Source organism: Roseofilum sp. KMC-1, from assembly GCF_057802075.1.
In genome coordinates, this window is sequence record NZ_CM173605.1 from 23969 (window position 1) to 40192 (window position 16224).

General features: G+C 47.0%; 17 protein-coding genes. 13 read left to right on the forward strand and 4 right to left on the reverse strand.

The annotated features are described in order from the left end of the window. Window positions 1–58: 58 nt before the first annotated feature. A complete protein-coding gene (locus AC3FZD_RS00130) occupies window positions 59–2662 on the forward strand; it encodes an adenylate/guanylate cyclase domain-containing protein (RefSeq protein ID WP_488738183.1) in 2604 nt (867 codons plus the stop codon). Beyond that, entirely contained in the window at window positions 2659–3846 is a 1188-nt protein-coding gene (locus AC3FZD_RS00135) for an aminotransferase class V-fold PLP-dependent enzyme (protein WP_488738184.1), read from the forward strand. Before AC3FZD_RS00130 ends, AC3FZD_RS00135 begins: the two co-directional genes overlap by 4 nt. On the opposite strand, the gene AC3FZD_RS00140 is transcribed toward AC3FZD_RS00135, so the two are convergent. Together AC3FZD_RS00140 and AC3FZD_RS00145 are read right to left on the reverse strand one after the other, a co-directional pair. Further along, on the reverse strand, window positions 3843–4034 hold the full coding sequence (locus tag AC3FZD_RS00140) for a hypothetical protein (RefSeq protein ID WP_488738185.1): 192 nt from the start codon (window positions 4032–4034) through the stop codon (window positions 3843–3845). The two genes, AC3FZD_RS00135 and AC3FZD_RS00140, sit on opposite strands and share 4 nt — an antisense overlap. 214 nt (window positions 4035–4248) lie before the next feature. Next, complete coding sequence (locus AC3FZD_RS00145) at window positions 4249–4617, reverse strand: YccF domain-containing protein (RefSeq protein ID WP_488738186.1); 369 nt, start codon at window positions 4615–4617, stop codon at window positions 4249–4251. A 185-nt stretch (window positions 4618–4802) separates the two neighbouring features. Between AC3FZD_RS00145 and yidD the strand changes: the two genes are divergently transcribed. The 9 genes from yidD to AC3FZD_RS00190 all read left to right on the forward strand — a co-directional run bounded on the left by yidD (window position 4803) and on the right by AC3FZD_RS00190 (window position 13009). Next, window positions 4803–5855: a membrane protein insertion efficiency factor YidD gene (gene yidD, locus AC3FZD_RS00150; protein ID WP_488738187.1), complete on the forward strand. Its 1053-nt coding sequence runs from the start codon at window positions 4803–4805 to the stop codon at window positions 5853–5855. Between the two features lie 57 nt (window positions 5856–5912). Next, on the forward strand, window positions 5913–6095 hold the full coding sequence (locus tag AC3FZD_RS00155) for a hypothetical protein (protein WP_488738188.1): 183 nt from the start codon (window positions 5913–5915) through the stop codon (window positions 6093–6095). A gap of 49 nt (window positions 6096–6144) precedes the next feature. Next, a complete protein-coding gene (locus AC3FZD_RS00160) occupies window positions 6145–6432 on the forward strand; it encodes a hypothetical protein (RefSeq protein ID WP_488738189.1) in 288 nt (95 codons plus the stop codon). A 92-nt stretch (window positions 6433–6524) separates the two neighbouring features. Beyond that, entirely contained in the window at window positions 6525–6785 is a 261-nt protein-coding gene (locus AC3FZD_RS00165) for a UPF0175 family protein (RefSeq protein ID WP_488738190.1), read from the forward strand. Beyond that, window positions 6769–7278, forward strand: coding sequence for a PIN domain-containing protein (locus AC3FZD_RS00170; protein WP_488738191.1), 510 nt, complete (start codon window positions 6769–6771; stop codon window positions 7276–7278). The genes AC3FZD_RS00165 and AC3FZD_RS00170 overlap by 17 nt, the downstream gene beginning before the upstream one ends. A 103-nt stretch (window positions 7279–7381) precedes the next feature. Then, window positions 7382–11017, forward strand: a complete 3636-nt coding sequence (locus tag AC3FZD_RS00175) for a CHAT domain-containing protein (RefSeq protein WP_488738192.1) — start codon at window positions 7382–7384, stop codon at window positions 11015–11017. A 38-nt stretch (window positions 11018–11055) separates the two neighbouring features. Further along, window positions 11056–11376, forward strand: a complete 321-nt coding sequence (locus AC3FZD_RS00180) for a nucleotidyltransferase family protein (RefSeq protein WP_488738193.1) — start codon at window positions 11056–11058, stop codon at window positions 11374–11376. Next, window positions 11363–11494 carry a hypothetical protein gene (locus AC3FZD_RS00185; RefSeq protein ID WP_488738194.1) on the forward strand — a complete coding sequence of 44 codons (132 nt, stop codon included), beginning with the start codon at window positions 11363–11365 and terminating at the stop codon, window positions 11492–11494. The genes AC3FZD_RS00180 and AC3FZD_RS00185 overlap by 14 nt, the downstream gene beginning before the upstream one ends. Window positions 11495–11581: 87 nt before the next feature. Beyond that, window positions 11582–13009, forward strand: a complete 1428-nt coding sequence (locus AC3FZD_RS00190; protein WP_488738195.1) for a hypothetical protein — start codon at window positions 11582–11584, stop codon at window positions 13007–13009. Here the strand turns inward: AC3FZD_RS00190 and AC3FZD_RS00195 are convergent. Continuing rightward, on the reverse strand, window positions 12990–14186 hold the full coding sequence (locus AC3FZD_RS00195) for a FecR family protein (RefSeq protein WP_488738196.1): 1197 nt from the start codon (window positions 14184–14186) through the stop codon (window positions 12990–12992). The two genes, AC3FZD_RS00190 and AC3FZD_RS00195, sit on opposite strands and share 20 nt — an antisense overlap. A 161-nt stretch (window positions 14187–14347) precedes the next feature. Between AC3FZD_RS00195 and AC3FZD_RS00200 the strand changes: the two genes are divergently transcribed. Together AC3FZD_RS00200 and AC3FZD_RS00205 are read left to right on the forward strand one after the other, a co-directional pair. After that, window positions 14348–14842, forward strand: coding sequence for a J domain-containing protein (locus tag AC3FZD_RS00200; RefSeq protein ID WP_488738197.1), 495 nt, complete (start codon window positions 14348–14350; stop codon window positions 14840–14842). Between the two features lie 30 nt (window positions 14843–14872). Further along, window positions 14873–15145 carry a DUF3143 domain-containing protein gene (locus AC3FZD_RS00205; RefSeq protein ID WP_488738198.1) on the forward strand — a complete coding sequence of 91 codons (273 nt, stop codon included), beginning with the start codon at window positions 14873–14875 and terminating at the stop codon, window positions 15143–15145. Between the two features lie 96 nt (window positions 15146–15241). Here AC3FZD_RS00205 and AC3FZD_RS00210 read toward each other — a convergent pair whose 3' ends face one another. Further along, window positions 15242–16216: a glycosyltransferase family 2 protein gene (locus tag AC3FZD_RS00210; RefSeq protein ID WP_488738199.1), complete on the reverse strand. Its 975-nt coding sequence runs from the start codon at window positions 16214–16216 to the stop codon at window positions 15242–15244. Window positions 16217–16224: the final 8 nt, after the last annotated feature.

The following is a 16224-nucleotide window of genomic DNA, read 5'->3' on the forward strand; positions in this document are numbered from 1 at the left end:
TGCAATGAGTAGCAAGCCAATTGGCCTTGCTAATACCAACCCTATCAACCCTAAAAACATGATGCACCGTTCCTTAGAGGTATCTGTTCATGTCGGACTCAGTCCGAAACACCAGCCGATGAGAGACCATGATAAAACAAAAGAACAATTGGTGCAGGAATTAGTTACCCTGCGCCAGCAAGTAGCGAACTTGCAAGATCGACTACGGTCCACTCAGGCAGACTGGGAAAGACGATGGGAAAAGACTGCCAGCGAACTCAAGGCTGAGGTGGATGCTCGCACGGCAGCACTTAAAGAATCTAACGATCAGTTTGTAGCAGAGATTGCCGAACGCTATCAAACCCTTCATGCTCTGCGTACTGCCAAAGACCAATTAGAAGCCATTTTAGAAGCTGTACCGGGTACTGTTTCTTGGATTAGTCACGATCTACGCTATCTGGGAGTCAATCGACATTTAGCAGAAATATTTAATTTGCCACCCGAAGAATTTGCAGGCAAACCTTTAGGATTTTTAGGCAGTAGCGATGGCTTTGATGGGTTTGTGCAAGATTTCTTTGCTAGTGATGCTCAAGAAGCCTTCCGGGAAGTGGCGATGCGGATTAAGGGAAAACACCGAATCTTTTTGATTGTGGCTCAAAAGTATGATAATAATCAGGCTGCTTTTACAGTTGGAATTGATATCACCAAGCGCAAAGAAGCAGAAGAAGCCCTACGGGAAGCAGAAAATAAGTATCGGACTATTTTTGAGAATGCGGTAGAGGGAATTTTTCAGATGACTCCAGATGGGCACTATTTGAGTGCTAATCCGGCGTTGGCTCGGATTTATGGTTATGCTTCCCCAGAGGAGTTGAAAAATACTTTAATTAATGTTCAAGATCGGCTTTATCTCGATCCTCAGCAACGGCAAGAATTTATTAATTTGCTCCAACAGTATGATTCGGTGGTGGGGTTTGAGTCCCAGATTCGTCGGCTGGATGGAGAGTTAACTTGGATTTCCGAGAATGGGCGAGCGGTACGGGATGAGGTAGGAAATTTACTCTATTACGAGGGTACGGTTGAGGATATTACGGAGCGTAAGCACGCTGAGGAACAACTACGACGGCTGAATGAGGAGCTGGAACAACGAGTTGAGGAAAGAACGGTTGAGTTAAAGCAGGCGGTGGATCAGCTCACGGTGGAGGTGGCGGAACGGGAACGAGTGGAAGCGGCACTGCGGGTGTCTGAGGCGGAACTGCGGGCGCTGTTTGCGGCGATGACGGATATTATTACGGTGTTTGATGCTGAAGGTCGGTTTATTCGGGTGGTTTCGACGAATTCGGAGACGCTGTTTAGTCCGACGGCCGATCGCATGGGGAAAACAGTATATGATATTTTTCCTCCAGAACAAGCCCAGATTTTTGCCCAGCAGATTCAAAGGGTGGTGGAAACGGGGCAAACGATGAATTTGGAGTATTCTTTGCCAGTTGCTTTGATGCCGGGAGCGATGGAGGAGGATCGAGAATTTTTCTCTCAGGAGATGGGGGAAAATGAGGATAATCAGGTGTGGTTTGCTGCTAGTGTTTCGCCGATGCCAGATAATTGTGTGATTTGGGTGGCTCGGAATATTACGGAACGCAAGCGGGTGGTGGATGCGATGCGGGCGGCGGAAGAGAAGTATCGCAGTATTTTTGAGAATGCGGCTGAAGGAATTTTTCAACTGACTCCCGATGGACACTATTTGAGTGCGAATCCGGCTTTGGCTCGCATGTATGGTTATGGCTCTCCAGAGGAGTTAATGGAACGGTTACGAAATGTGGGGACGAATCTTTATGTCGATCCGGGCCGTCGGCAGGAGTTTATGATGCTGATCGAGCAGGAAAATGCGGTCTCTAATTTTGAGTCCCAGGTGTATCGTCAGGATCGGACGGTGATTTGGACTTCTGAGAATGCCAGGGGGGTTTGGGATGAGGAGGGGAATTTGCTGTTCTGTGAGGGCACGGTAGAAGATATTACGAAGCGCAAGGAGGCGGAAGCGGCGTTGAGGGCGGAGCAGCAGAAGTCGGAACAGTTGCTGTTGAATGTGTTGCCGGGGGCGATCGCCGAACGGTTGAAGCAGGAACAACATGCGATCGCCGATCGCTTTGATGAGGTGACGATTTTGTTTGCTGATATTGTTGGGTTTACCCGCATGTCTTCGGGCATTTCCGCAACTCAATTGGTTAATTTGCTCAATCAGATTTTTTCCCGGTTTGATGAATTGGCTCAATTGCATGGGGTAGAAAAGATTAAAACCATCGGGGATTCTTACATGGTCGTTAGCGGTATTCCTACTCCTCGTCGGGATCATGCGGAGGCGATCGCCCAAATGGCCTTAGAGATGCAACGGGAAATCAGTAAATTCCGTCAACCTAATGGTCAACCTTTACAATTGCGAATTGGCATGAGTACGGGCCCTGTGGTGGCTGGGGTAATTGGAGTTGCCAAGTTTATTTATGACTTGTGGGGAGATGCGGTGAATGTGGCTTCACGGATGGAGTCTTTGGGGGTTCCGGGTAAAATTCAGGTTACTCAAGCTACTTATGAACAGCTCAAACATCGTTATTTATTTGAAAAACGGGGTGAGATTGAAGTGAAGGGCAAAGGCATGATGACGACCTATTGGCTGATAGGAACGGGCTATTGAAAACTTATCCACGCTTGAGGTTAGATGTACAATGGCGCGATCTAATCGGGGGATTTTGGGGGGGGTTCGAGTCTCAAGTAGAATTAGAAGCGGCGATCGCTTCCTATTGGCCTACTTCCCGTTCAATCCAGGTTACCCTATCGGTCAGAACGGCCTTTGATTTACTCTTGCAAGCACTGGCCTTACCCCCAGGAACTGAAGTTCTGATGAGTGGGGTAAATATACGTCACATGGTGGATATTGTCCAATTTCATGGGTTAGTCCCTGTCCCCGTTGATTTAGATTTAGATACCTTAGCTCCGAATTTAGACCATTTGCGCCGCCTTATTTCGCCTCAGACCGGTCTTTTTGTGATTGCTCACCTGTTTGGATCGATTATTCCTTTAGCGCCCTATATTGCCCTCTGTCGCCAATATCAGATCCTCTTGGTGGAAGATTGTGCCCAAGCCTTTGCAGGGTCGTATTATTTAGGGGATGAACAGGCTGATGTGAGTTTCTTTAGTTTCGGCCCGATCAAGACTTGTACCGCGTTGGGAGGTGGTGTGGCGATCGTTAGTGATGATACGCTGGCGGAGAAAATGAGGAAAATTGGCGATCGCTATCCTCGAAAAGGCGATCGCTGGTATCGACAACGCCTACTCAAATATTGTGCCCTTAAAGCCATCTCTAACCCATATCTATATCATGCTTTAGTCAAACTCATCCAACATCTCGGTAAAGATGTCGATCGGGTGATTGCAGCAACGGCAAGAGGATTTCAATCAGGAGAACTCATCCCCCAACTGAGACGAAAACCGCCGCAACTGTTATTAAAATTCCTGGCTCACCGACTACAAACTTGTCCCAATTATGAGGATCGGATCGCTAGAGCAAAAACCTTTTTAAATCAACTCAATAACTCTATATTCTGGCCAGGATATCGCGCTAATCAACATTCTTTTTGGCTGGTTCCCATACAAACATCATCCCCTGAAATCCTGATGGAAAAATTGCGGACTTCTGGCTTTGATGCCACCCAAGGAAATACCAGTTTAATCGCGATTCCCACAGCAGAAGGCCACCCTTTACCCCAATCTGCACAACTGATCAAAACCCTGCTATATTTACCCATTTCTCCAGAATTACCCGTTACTGAGTATCCGCGACTCACTCAACAGCTTCACACCCTTATTCATCCTCCTTAACGAAGTTGACACACTTTTTGTAGAGTATTATCCTCAACCATAAATAGATTACACTCCACTCGATCTTGCTCAAGCTGTTCTAATAGCGACATTTTCGACTGCTCTGATAATACCCGATCGGACACTAGAGGGTTAAACAAGGCAGCTATCAAGGTAGAAAAGGTTAAAACCATAAAACTTACATGCATTGTGTTATATCTCCGTTTGCTGCTTTAGCTAACTGTCTCCATGGATAAATCTGCAATTACTTTGGATCTGATCCCTTGTTCGTTAGCTGTTATAATCTAATTTTGAAGAAAAAACAAGCAAAAACCCTAGTAGGGTATTCCAGAATTGCAACTGTCTACTTTAAGAGGATCGATCGAGAAGGTCAGCTTCGGTATTTTCTTAGAATCCCCGACTCTAACGAAGTTCCCGACCAAAGGGAAACAGAGCTAAAGGAATTAACTTAAAGTGCTGTTGGGCAAAGGGAATACCGATAATAGTAATGAACAAAATTAGCCCATGGAGGAGATGAGACAGGGCAATTTCCCAACCAAAGAAAATCACCCAAATAATATTCAAGATTGTGGGAATCACTCCAGAAGCACGGGGACTCACCTCAATGTCCTTACCAAAGGGAGTAAAGGTGGCAAAACCAATTTTCATGGTTTGTAGACCAAAGGGAATGCCAATAATGGTCATACACATGCCAATGCCACCGATAATATAGCCCAATCCAGAGACTAAGCCACCAAAAATCAACCAGATTAGGTTACCCAATAGTGTCATAACGGGTTTATCTCTCCGATAAAATGACTAAATGCGTTGATTATATCAAACACTGGTTCAATAAGAATATAACCTTAGATATATTTTTTTCCCAGAGAGGGAAGGACAAAGAATAAGCAAAATGGATAAGATCTATAGCGTCTAGAGGAGAGACCTAGAGTGTAAAATAATTTTGCTCTTTAACTGTGGCCAAGATAGAATTTTACCGGTCTCCTGTTCTCCGTTCCCCGATCTTGAAGCTGATGCTCAAACTGAAACTCTGGGAAACTCAACTGCTCAAAAGGTTACTCATTCGCGCCATTAAAGCCTATCGGTGGGGAATTTCGCCCCTATTTCCTCCAAGTTGTCGATTTTATCCCACTTGCTCCCAATATGCATTGACAGCAGTGGAACGGTTTGGAGCGATGCGGGGGTTACAATTGGCAGGAGCGCGGATTTTAAGGTGTAATCCATTTCATCCCGGAGGCTACGATCCGGTTCCAGAACTAGAAAAAGTGAGTCATGAAACAATTGGGCTTATGATATTAAAACCTTATCAGCAGATTCCGATTGCCGATCATCAAGAGCCTTTGGTTCCTATTCCTCTAGAGTGCTTTGCGGTGGTTAAACCTCATCCTTATGAGGAGTTGGGCGCACCCTATGGGGATAAATCCCCCTATTGGTTGCGGAAAACAGTTTGCGATCGCCTCTTGATGGCTCAAAAGCAATTGCAAACCCATCATCCGGGCTGGAAGATTCAGATTTTTGATGCCTATCGACCGATCGCCGTTCAAGAGTTTATGGTTGAATATAGCTTAATCCAGTTGGCCCAAAATCAAGGTCTCGATCCGGAAACCCTCACCAAGGAGCAACGGCAAACCCTCTTAGAGGAGGTGTATCAGTTTTGGGCGGCTCCTTCCCCCGATCCGGCGACTCCTCCCCCCCATAGTACGGGGGCTGCCGTGGATGTTACCCTGGTGGATGAGACGGGAGTCCCGGTAGATATGGGATCGCCCATTGATGAAATTTCTCCCCGTTCCTTTCCCGATTATTATGCTCAAGGGAAGACTGCCCAGGAGCAGGGTTATCATAAACACCGTCAACTGCTGGATCGGATTATGGAGTTTGCTGGGTTTAAGCGTCATCCCCGTGAATGGTGGCATTTTTCCCATGGGGATCAGCTCTGGGTATGGCTGAAGGTGCAAGAAGGCAGTTGGCATCAGTCAGAGGCGATCGCCCATTATGGCAAAGCTCCCTAATCATCCCTCAAAATTCCCCCCTTTGGCTACAATGAGAGAGAGTATGGGAGGCCTTAGATGTTAGAAATCATTGCGATCATCATCTTTTCGATTGCCACCTTTGCCCTAGCCTATCTTCTGGGGTTAATGGGTATGGCCTTAACCGCACTTTTTTTCCTCCTTGAAGATATCCCTGGATGGGTGTGGACAGCCCTTTTATTAGGGTTAACGGTAGCAACGTATAGAGGATTAAGGTACTAAGATTCTCCGAGAACTTGGGAGAAAGAAACCCGGTTTCTCAGTCGGGGGGATGAGTAAAATCGGGATGGTGTTCCCAAGCCATCAAACCGGGAATGATGCAGGAATTATTAACCGGGAGAACTCGCCGAATATGAGCGATCGCCTGAGAATTTACTTAGATGCTTGCTGTATATTGAATTTTCTTTTGAATCAGTATTTTTGCAGTTTATACCAATTCTCAGAGCCTCTCGGAGAAACCGGGTTGCTCAGTGGTGGGCATGGGGTAAAATCGGTGTGCTATCCCCTACCCGGTGCGCGGCTATGGATGAACAACGATCGCAGGCTTATTTATCCCTGATTCAAGAACGCCTCGGCTGTCCGGGTGAGGTATTCGGTGGAGGTAGCGAGAGTGATTAATGAATGTCTTTTAAAATGATGAGGTGATGGTAAATGCCAGCTATTAATATAAAAATTCCTCTCGAACTAATTGAGCAAGGAGAAAGAGCAGTTTTGGAACAAGTTGCTATGCAACTTTATGAAAACAAGATATTTACTTTTAGTCAAGCCCGTCGGTTATTGAATTATTCCGTGTGGGAATTTCAAAAACTGTTGGGTGAAAATCATATTGTTCGGCAATACGACCAGGATGATTTAGCCGAGGATATTGAAGCGGTAAAATCAGGATTGTGGGATAGTGAAAATCATTTGTAATGCTACACCTTTGATTAATTTTGCCAGTATTAACCGCTTAGATATCTTAAAATCCCTGTTTGTTGAGATGGTCATTCCCGAAGCGGTTTACTCAGAAACTGTTGAATCAGGATTTCCTAGTTCTGAAACCATTGTTAAGGGAATTGAAGCCGGTTGGCTTAGAGTTAAGTCCGTGCCGGAAATTCCAGACTCCATCCCTTTAGAATTAGATGCTGGGGAAAGGGAGGTGATTGCTTTAGCACTGACTCAACAAAAAACTAGGGTTGTCTTGGATGAAAAAAGAGCCAGGAAAGTGGCTCAAGGTTTAAATTTGAATGTGATTGGCACTTTAGGAATTTTGATTTTAGCCAAACAAAACCAGATTATCCTCAAGGTGAAACCGCTATTAGATTCAATGATAACGGAAGCTCAATACTGGGTTAATCAATCTCTGTATGACAATGTTTTGCAAGCTGTTTCTGAGGATGAAACGGATACTCTAAACAATTTATAGGGAAGATCTTATTTATTTCTTTACAAAGATTTAAGCGAGAAACCCGGTTTCTGAGGTTTGGGCATGGGGTAAAATTCGGTGTACTATCTCCGGGTGCGCCCCTATGAACGAACAAAGAGTACAGGCTTATCTCTCCCTAATTCAAGAACTCCTGGAATGTCCCAGTGGGGAGGAACCGCAAATCCTCGAAGCTCATCTGGAGTTGGTGGATGAGGGGTTTGTGCAGGTGTGCGGGTTGGTAGCGGAACGGTTGCAGGGGGAGGGGCAGGAGAACGCGGCGGGGTTTTTGCGGAATGTGGCGCAACAGGTGGGGGCGTTTTTGGGGAGGGAGGGGACGGGGGGAAATGAGCAAGGGGCATTACAGCAATTTTGGGTACAACTGTTGCAAGCGGAAATGGAAAGCGGGGGGGATGAGGTTGCAGTCCATCAGGTAATGCGGCAAAATATGGGGTTGATTGTTCCCGCCTTGGGGGATACAATTGCCCAGTTTGTGCAAGGATATCTGGCTGAGAATCCCGACGAAGCAGAGGGGATAGCAGGCTTAGTAGAAGATACCTGTACCAGTATTTGGCAATTTCCCTATGGTCGGTATGCAGAAGCGTTAGAGATTGCTATCCGGGGCTATGGGGTAGTGCTGGAACTGCGGGCGGATAACCCCCCAAAACGGGCGCAAACCCTGACTAACCTCGGAGTTGCCCGCCTCACCCAAGCCGAGATGGGCATCAACCCCGCCGCCAATCTCCAAAGTGCGATCGCCGCCTACGATGAAGCAGCAGAGATTATGCGGCGCTTGGAGTTAGAAAAAGACCTCTCCTCTACCCTGAATAACCTCGGAAATGCCCGCCTCACCCAAGCCCAGATGGGCATCAACCCCGCCGCCAATCTCGATAGTGCGATCGCCGCCTACGATGAAGCAGCAGAGATTATGCGGCGCTTGGAGTTAGAAAAAGACCTCTCCTCTACCCTGAATAACCTCGGAAATGCCCGCCTCACCCAAGCCGAGATGGGCATCAACCCCGCCGCCAATCTCGAAAGTGCGATCGCCGCCTACGATGAAGCAGCAGAGATTCGGCGGCGCTTGGAGTTAGAAAAAGACCTCTCCTCTACCCTGAATAACCTCGGAAATGCCCGCAGCACCCAAGCCCAGATGGGCATCAACCCCGCCGCCAATCTCGAAAGTGCGATCGCCGCCTACGATGAAGCAGCAGAGATTCGGCGGCGGTTGAAGTTAGAAAAAGACCTCTCCGGAACCCTGAATAACCTCGGAAATGCCCGCCGCACCCAAGCCCAGATGGGCATCAACCCCGCCGCCAATCTCGAAAGTGCGATCGCCGCCTACGATGATGCAGCAGAGATTCTGCGGCGGTTGGAGTTAGAAAAAGACCTCTCCGGAACCCTGAATAACCTCGGAAATGCCCGCCTCACCCAAGCCGAGATGGGCATCAACCCCGCCGCCAATCTCGAAAGTGCGATCGCCGCCTACGATGAAGCAGCAGAGATTCGGCGGCGGTTGGAGTTAGCCCGCGACTTAGCAGGAACCCTAAATAACTTTGGTTTTGCCTACCAAGCTCAATCTCGCCTAACTGGGAACAGTTCCACCCAGACCCAACAAGCCCTAGAGAAAGCCTACCAGAGTTTCCAAGAAGCCCTAGACCAGGTGGAATATCTCCGGGGTGAAATTGGCGCAGATAGTGAGGGCTATAAACGCAACTTTAATGAAGAATGGAACCGAGTTTATCGCGGCATGGTGGAAGTTTGCCTAGAATTAGGTCGATACCAGGATGCGATTGAATACGCAGACCGCAGCAAAGCCCGGAACTTGGTCGAACTCATGGCCACCCGTGACGCATATCCCGGCGGCGTGATTCCCGAAAACATCCGCCAACAGTTGGATGAACTCAAAATCGCCATTGCCCAAGCAGAACGCCGCCTGCAACAAGGGAAGAACCCGGACTATACCGACATCAAGCAACTCCGGCAAGAAAAACAACAACTCGAACCCTACAAACCCCTGCATTTCCAAGGGATGCAAGAGTTACTGGATGAGGAAACCGCCATTTTGGAATGGTATATCTTGGGGGATAAATTCCTCACGTTTACCCTAATGCCCGATCCCCCCCTAGCCCCCCCTTGTCAAGGGGGGGAACAAGAAACCCCTGTGATATCTGCTGTATCGGAACCGAGTCAAGGGGGAGAATCAGAACCCCCCTTATCAAGGGGGGCAGGGGGGATCCAACTCTGGACATCTTCTGAGGAAGACTTAAAGCAACTAGGCGACTGGGGAAACGCCTACCTCACCGACTATCGCACCAACAAAGACCAATGGCGCAATACCCTAGCCCAACGCCTGGAGGAACTGGCCAAAATCCTGCATCTCGATGAAATCCTGCAAAACCTACGGCAAAACTTCCCCAACTGCCAAAAACTCATCCTCATCCCTCACCTGTTCCTGCACCTGTTCCCCCTCCATGCCTTACCTGTTCATCTTCCCTCATCCCCCAACCCCCTTCTCCCAGATGGGGAGAAGGGGGCTAATTTCCCCAATTCTCCCCTCTCCCCACTTGGGAGAGGGGCTGGGGGTGAGGGTTTCCTCCAAGACCTCTTCCCCAAGGGAGTCGCCTATGCCCCCAACTGCCAACTGCTGCAACAAGCCCAAAGCCGCCCCCGCTTGAACTTTAACCGCCTTTTGGCCATCCAAAACCCTACCAACGACCTCGCCTGGGCAGAAATCGGAGTAGAAACCATCCGCAACATCTTCCCCCACCCCCACCGCGAAATCCTCACCAGAGAAAACGCCCGCCTTGCCACCTTCCTCAACAAAAACCTCTCCCAAACCCATCATCTATTCTTCTCCTGTCACGGCAGCTTTAACCCCAACTCCCCCCTAGACTCCGGTTTACTCCTGGCTGATGGCGTTCTCACCCTAGAAGAAATCATCGCCAAGCTGAACCTCAGCAATTGCAGCCTTGTCACCCTCTCCGCCTGCGAAACCGGACAAGTCGCCCTCGATCGAACCGACGAATATATCAGCATCGCCAGTGGTTTCATCCTGGCGGGGAGTCCCAGGGTCCTAATGAGCCTCTGGTCTGTGAATGAAGCCTCTACCGCCCTGCTGCTGATTAAAACCTATGAACTGCTGCAACAACAACCGGGCCAACTCGCCCAAGCCTTGCAAGCGGCGCAAAAGTGGCTCCGAGAAACCAGCAACGCCGGATTTTATGACTGGGTGCAAAAATCCCCCCTCCTAGATGACTATTGGCGAAAAACGCTGGCTAAAGTTTTCCAAAACAGGCAAAATAAAGAAGGGGCAGATTTCCCCCCCTACGAGTCCCCCTATCACTGGGCGGCGTTCTGTGTGGTTGGACAAGGAGAACAAAAAATGGCACGGGACAGAGACAAAATCGAAGCCTTTAAAATCCTCTTGAGTGGGGACTTTGACCAATTCTTCGCCCCTTATCGGCAAGACTTGGACGAATTGCAACTGGGGGATGATGACGAGAAAAACGCTCAAGCCATTGAAAACTGGCTCGCCGACCGTGAACCCCTCAACCAAGCCTATCGGGAACAACTCGCCACCCTAACCGCCGAGAATCCTCTGTTAGGTCCAACCAAAGAAATGGGGATTGGGGGAGCTAAACCCAATACCACAGGCTCTACGGTTAAGGAGTTGTGGGATAATGCCAAAAGACGCAATACGTCGCCCCCACCGCAGTCCCCACCGCCGACTCCCAAGCCTTAATCTTAGCTACCCAACTTGATACAAACTGTTTATTGCACATGATTGGTACTCAACAGATTCAGCTATCAATGGCAGAAATCACCGCATTTTGTCACAAGTGGCAGGTGACAGAATTCGCTTTGTTTGGTTCAGTGTTGCGGGAAGATTTTAATGCCCAAAGCGATATTGATATTTTGGTGTCTTTTGCCGCCGATAGTCCTTGGACAATCTTGGATTTAGTTGTAATGGAACAGGAGTTGGCTGCTTGTTTCAATCGCGATGTTGATTTAGTAGAAAAGCAGGTGATTGAAAAGAGTTTTAATCCCATTAGAAAAGCTAATATTTTGAGTTCTGCCCAAGTTATTTATGCTCCGAAATAAACCTTATAAGCTAATCCATGATTATGAAGGAGTTGATATCGATCGGGTATGGCTGACGTTAGAATTGAGTATTCCCGAACTCCTAAAAAAAATTAAACCTCTGCTACAACTGTCTTGAGTAGATGCCTCTCAAAGATGCGCCAAAAATGGGTTTAATACCCCCTACCTGATGCAGATGCTTCTGAACCCAGTCATAAAAAATATCGTGAAAAATATCACTCTTACCCTTTACGCTTTCCACCTAAAACAAGGCTTAGGTGATTCCCTGGAAACAACCAAAAATCAGGGTATTCAACTGTGGGAAAGCCTCGTAAAATTGAGCGATGTTTATCCCTTTCCCGAATTGAAAAACCTTAAGTCTCAACTGGTTTCCTACACCGCCGACGCTCAAGGCAACTATCAGTATAAACCAGAAAAGGAAGAAACAATCACTGGAGAATGTTTAACCCCTCAGCAAACAGAGATTAAACTGAGTCAAATTCCCACATCCCCAGGCTTCAAATTAACCGGAGAAATCGAACCCTATTTGCTCAATGATACTTATTGCCTGACGCTGACGCTCAATCCTGAAAACCGCGACACCGAGCTAGATATCCCCGCTCTGACTGTTTTTCAGCCTAACCGGTTAATCACTGGAATTACCGCAGATTTAGGCAAGGTTTTGGTTCTTTATGGCGAAGAAAACTATTTGCCTTTGCTCAAAAGTCCTAGCAGCGAAGAAGCAAAAAAATGGGCTACTGCTCTCTGTGATAAGACTAACCTCAATCCCGAATTTCGGGGAGAATTTACCCTGTTTAATTGTCCGGGTTTTTGGTTTGAAGCTCCTGGTTTAACCCTGTGGATTCTCTTAGCTAAACCGACTCAGTTTGATAGCGATAAATTTTCCAAAAATGCGCCGATGTTTAGGGGTTTACTGTGGAGCTATAGTAAAATAAACGCCACTTACCGCGACGCGAAGGAAGCCTATAAAAATGGCAAAGATTATTATAGCAAACTTGAATGTAAAATACAAGAATTTTCCCAAATTAATCAAAAAAACCCTAGCCAACGCCTCAAGGATTTAGATAGTCTGATCCAATCTGTCCCCCAAGAGCTGCTCTATTATCACTGCTGTTTACGCGATCTCAAGGCGCACCACACAACGATTAAAACCAATATTCAGAATTTCCAAACGGCTTTAGGGCATTTAATCGCTGCTGGAAATAAACTAGAGGTCTGGTCAACTCTCGCCGATAAAACCTACCCTCGCTATCTCCAAAAAGTTGAGCGGTATTTAGAATATTTAGAACCGGGGAAGGATTTGTTTAGCGATTTGATTAACACCATTAGAGCGACGGCGGAAATCGAGCAAGCGAAAAGCGATCAAGACCTCCAAGACCAAATTCAAGCCGTGGGTGTGGGTATCGCTGCGGGGGCGATCGTTGCTTCCAGTTCCGGTTTAATCACCCAACCCTGGTCTTTACCCAATAGCCAAAAACTAGAATTGCAATTACCCCATCCCTTTCTCATTGCTTTACTCTTGAGTTCTGTCTGTTCTTTTGGCGCTTGGAAAATTGCCCAAAAACGGATTAACCGTCGGCGTAACCAACTCGAAGCGGATCGCCAACTGACTCCTAGGATAAACAATGACTAATGGGAATGTCTGGATAAGCTTTTATTTGCTCGATCTCTAGGTTAAGATCTCGTTGTTCCATCGATAAGTCGTAGCGAATTTTCACCACCGCTTTTAACTCCAAATTCTCTATATTGACCTTTTCCCCTAATGCTTGCAGTCGCAGAGCTTCAACCGGAATAGTTTCGGACATTGGGGGTAAAGTCCCATTCTGATTATTAATTAATCTAGCCCCCATGCTAGTATACAAGGGAACCCAACTCTGTTCCCGTAAAGCATAAATCTGATAAACAGCATTGGCATATCGAGTCAGAGGTTTATCTAACACCTTGAGTTGAATCAGTAATCCCCCTTGCCGGGCTGAAGTTAGGCGGGCTAAACTCAGTTGAGTTGTCCAATTTTGTTGGGTTTCTACTGGTGCAGAAGCGGCGACAAAGTTAGAGGGACAACGGAACGATTTATCGACAATCAGTTGGGAGAGATAGGGGGGAAAAGTTTGATCGGGATATAGGGTTTCAAAGGTTTGTTTAATGGCAATCAGATTGGGTAATGGGGTGGAAAAATCCCTCATCAATTCTCCGTTGAGAATCTCTGCATAACCGCTAGAAGAGAGGGGTTGAACGGGATTAAAACGACCATCTGATTCAATGATGATGTCTTGCCCCTGCTGCACGGAAACTGGGGCTAAATTGGGAACTTGAGGATTGCTGATTTCAATTTCTCCTTCTAAAACGGCATAACGGGTTTGGTTATTGTCTAGTCTCTCTAGGAGATAAGTCGCTTCCCGTATGTTTGAATCAACATTGGGAGTACAAGCGCTACTCGCTCCACTGACTAATATCTGTCCCTGTTGCAGTTGCAAGCATTGACTGCCCAGAACTAAGGCGGAATTGCTTCCTAAACGGGCGATCGCCCCCGTATTAACTTTGAGTTCTACTCTCGCTCCAGTAGTTTGAATCCGTTCCCCTAATCTGGCTTTGTCGTTTGGAGCCACGAGACGACGATTAACTAATACTTGTCTGTCCACAATTTCGGCGATCGTCGCTTCGGTAATCCGAGCATTCTGGGCAATACTGGGGGGTAAAGAAGGTTGGGCAAGAATTGTTAAACTTACTGTGGCCAAAAATACCCATATCCACCGAGATAAGCGCCGCGATTTTCTCAATTGCCTAGCCAACGAAAAAATTTTACTTACCATAATTGGGGTCAAGTTGCATTCTGAATACCTTGGATAATAGCCTAGGGCAGACGATAAATACTCGTCAAAGTTCCTTGGCGATCGCCCGAAGAAAGGGAAGGGCTGTAAAATGATTTAAAATCCGTTAAAGTTCTTCAGTGTTGTGACCTAAACCCTCATCCGTGAATCATCCTTCTTCGAGTTCTTCCGATCGACATCAGCAGACGGTTTCATCCACCCACTATACCCGATTAGGGGTTCATCCTTTGGCTTCTGCTTTGGAAATTCGCCGAGCCTATCGGGAGTTGAGTAAGCGCTATCATCCAGATACGACGGATTTAGATCCAGATGTGGCAACCCGGCGCTTTCATGAGCTAAATGAAGCCTATGCAGTGTTAAGCAATCCAGAGCGCCGGGGAATCTACGATCGCGCCATGGGTTATTCTCGATTCTATGTAGTGCGTCCTCCTGTGGATTTGCGCTCCGGGAATTCCCCCCATGATTATCGCTCTTCAGCTTACCTTGATTCGCGCGATCGCCCCCTCTCATCGGGGGAACTGTTTGCCCTATTTATTCTGGGACTGACGTTTGTGGTATGTTTAGGATTGGCGATCGCGATCGCCTGGTTGCATCCCGAACTGATTTCACCCACCCTATCCCTACCTCCATCTCCATAAATTTACCCTCTCGATCTTCTTTTTCTGTCTATGCCCCTTCCTACTCCCGACACTCCCCTATACAACCATCCCCTCCCACAAATTGAACAATGGCTATCTCAACTTGGGGGTGAACAAGATAAAGAAGAACTCCATTGTTGGCGGTTAAAACATGACAGTTGGGAAGCCGAAATTTATTTAGAAACCGAACAGCTCATTGTCTGTTATTTAAAAGAAGGAAATGACGGCAGCGATATTCAACGGGGATTTAAATATTCCCTCAGTCGTCAAGATATCCAAGATGCCGTATTAGACGGCCCGTAAATAATGAACAATTAACAATTAACAATTATCATCAGCCACCACGATGATTAGCTAAAGTCCCTCTTCTGTGGGAGAGGGATTAAGGGAGAGGGCATTTCAACTGTTAGTTCTCCTTAACTTCCGTTGCAAGGGGATGCGAGGCATAATCGAAATATCGTAATTAATAAACGATAACAGCAATTGAAAACCCAGAATAATCGGCAGAGCCGCTAACATCACTGTTCCCGCAGTTGCCGTTTCTCCCGTAGTAAAACTATTCAGCCAAGACACCCCCCCGAAAATAACGCCAAAGCCCAAGAAAGGTAACCCTAGCAACAGCTCTAGGGAGGCGATCGAAAAACTTCTCAGATAATAATTATAAAAAATTCGCTTGATCAAATTACGGCAATTTCCCCATAAAAACGGCAAAAAAATCTTCATAATCTTCAGATTACTTTGCTCATCTCCATATTGGGAAGCCATCGGAATATCCATCACCACCGCTTGCACTGTATTCAGACGAAACAGTAAATCCGACTCAAAGAAAAACCGTTTACTCAGTTTCCGCAAAGGAATCAGTTCTAACACCGCATGATGAATCGCGGTATAGCCATTCGTGGGATCGAATAAATCCCAATATCCAGAAGATAACTTCGTTAAAAACGATAAACCCGCATTGCCCAATACCCGAATCATCGGCATCCCTTGCAGGTGTTCCGGATGATAAAAGCGATTCCCTTTCGTATAATCCGCTTCTCCTGAAAGAATGGGCGCAATCAATTGGGGGATAAAACGGGGATTCATTTGCCCATCCCCATCTAGCTTAATCAAAATGCTGGCTCCGTCTAGAAGTGCCTGTTGATATCCCGTAATCACTGCACCGCCAACTCCTTGATTTTGGCGATGGTAGAGGACTTGAACTCGGCAATCTTGACTATTTTTTTCTACAAACTCCCCCGTATTTTCCGGGCAACCATCATCCACCAGGTAGATTTTATCCACTGCTGCGCCAATTTCCGATAACACAGACTGGATATGTTGGCGCACTCGGTAACAGGGAATAATCACAGCAATTAGCGGCTTTGAACTCAATTCAATTC

Excerpts from the sequence above, each read along its gene's own strand:
- AC3FZD_RS00160 (WP_488738189.1), top strand. The coding sequence starts at position 6,145 with ATGAGTAAAATCGGGATGGTGTTCCCAAGCCATCAAACCGGGAATGAT.
- AC3FZD_RS00195 (WP_488738196.1), bottom strand. The coding sequence starts at position 14,186 with ATGGTAAGTAAAATTTTTTCGTTGGCTAGGCAATTGAGAAAATCGCGG.
- AC3FZD_RS00155 (WP_488738188.1), top strand. The coding sequence starts at position 5,913 with ATGTTAGAAATCATTGCGATCATCATCTTTTCGATTGCCACCTTTGCC.
- AC3FZD_RS00180 (WP_488738193.1), top strand. The coding sequence starts at position 11,056 with ATGATTGGTACTCAACAGATTCAGCTATCAATGGCAGAAATCACCGCA.
- AC3FZD_RS00165 (WP_488738190.1), top strand. The coding sequence starts at position 6,525 with ATGCCAGCTATTAATATAAAAATTCCTCTCGAACTAATTGAGCAAGGA.
- AC3FZD_RS00130 (WP_488738183.1), top strand. The coding sequence starts at position 59 with ATGATGCACCGTTCCTTAGAGGTATCTGTTCATGTCGGACTCAGTCCG.
- AC3FZD_RS00145 (WP_488738186.1), bottom strand. The coding sequence starts at position 4,617 with ATGACACTATTGGGTAACCTAATCTGGTTGATTTTTGGTGGCTTAGTC.
- AC3FZD_RS00175 (WP_488738192.1), top strand. The coding sequence starts at position 7,382 with ATGAACGAACAAAGAGTACAGGCTTATCTCTCCCTAATTCAAGAACTC.
- AC3FZD_RS00140 (WP_488738185.1), bottom strand. The coding sequence starts at position 4,034 with ATGCATGTAAGTTTTATGGTTTTAACCTTTTCTACCTTGATAGCTGCC.
- AC3FZD_RS00205 (WP_488738198.1), top strand. The coding sequence starts at position 14,873 with ATGCCCCTTCCTACTCCCGACACTCCCCTATACAACCATCCCCTCCCA.
- AC3FZD_RS00185 (WP_488738194.1), top strand. The coding sequence starts at position 11,363 with ATGCTCCGAAATAAACCTTATAAGCTAATCCATGATTATGAAGGAGTT.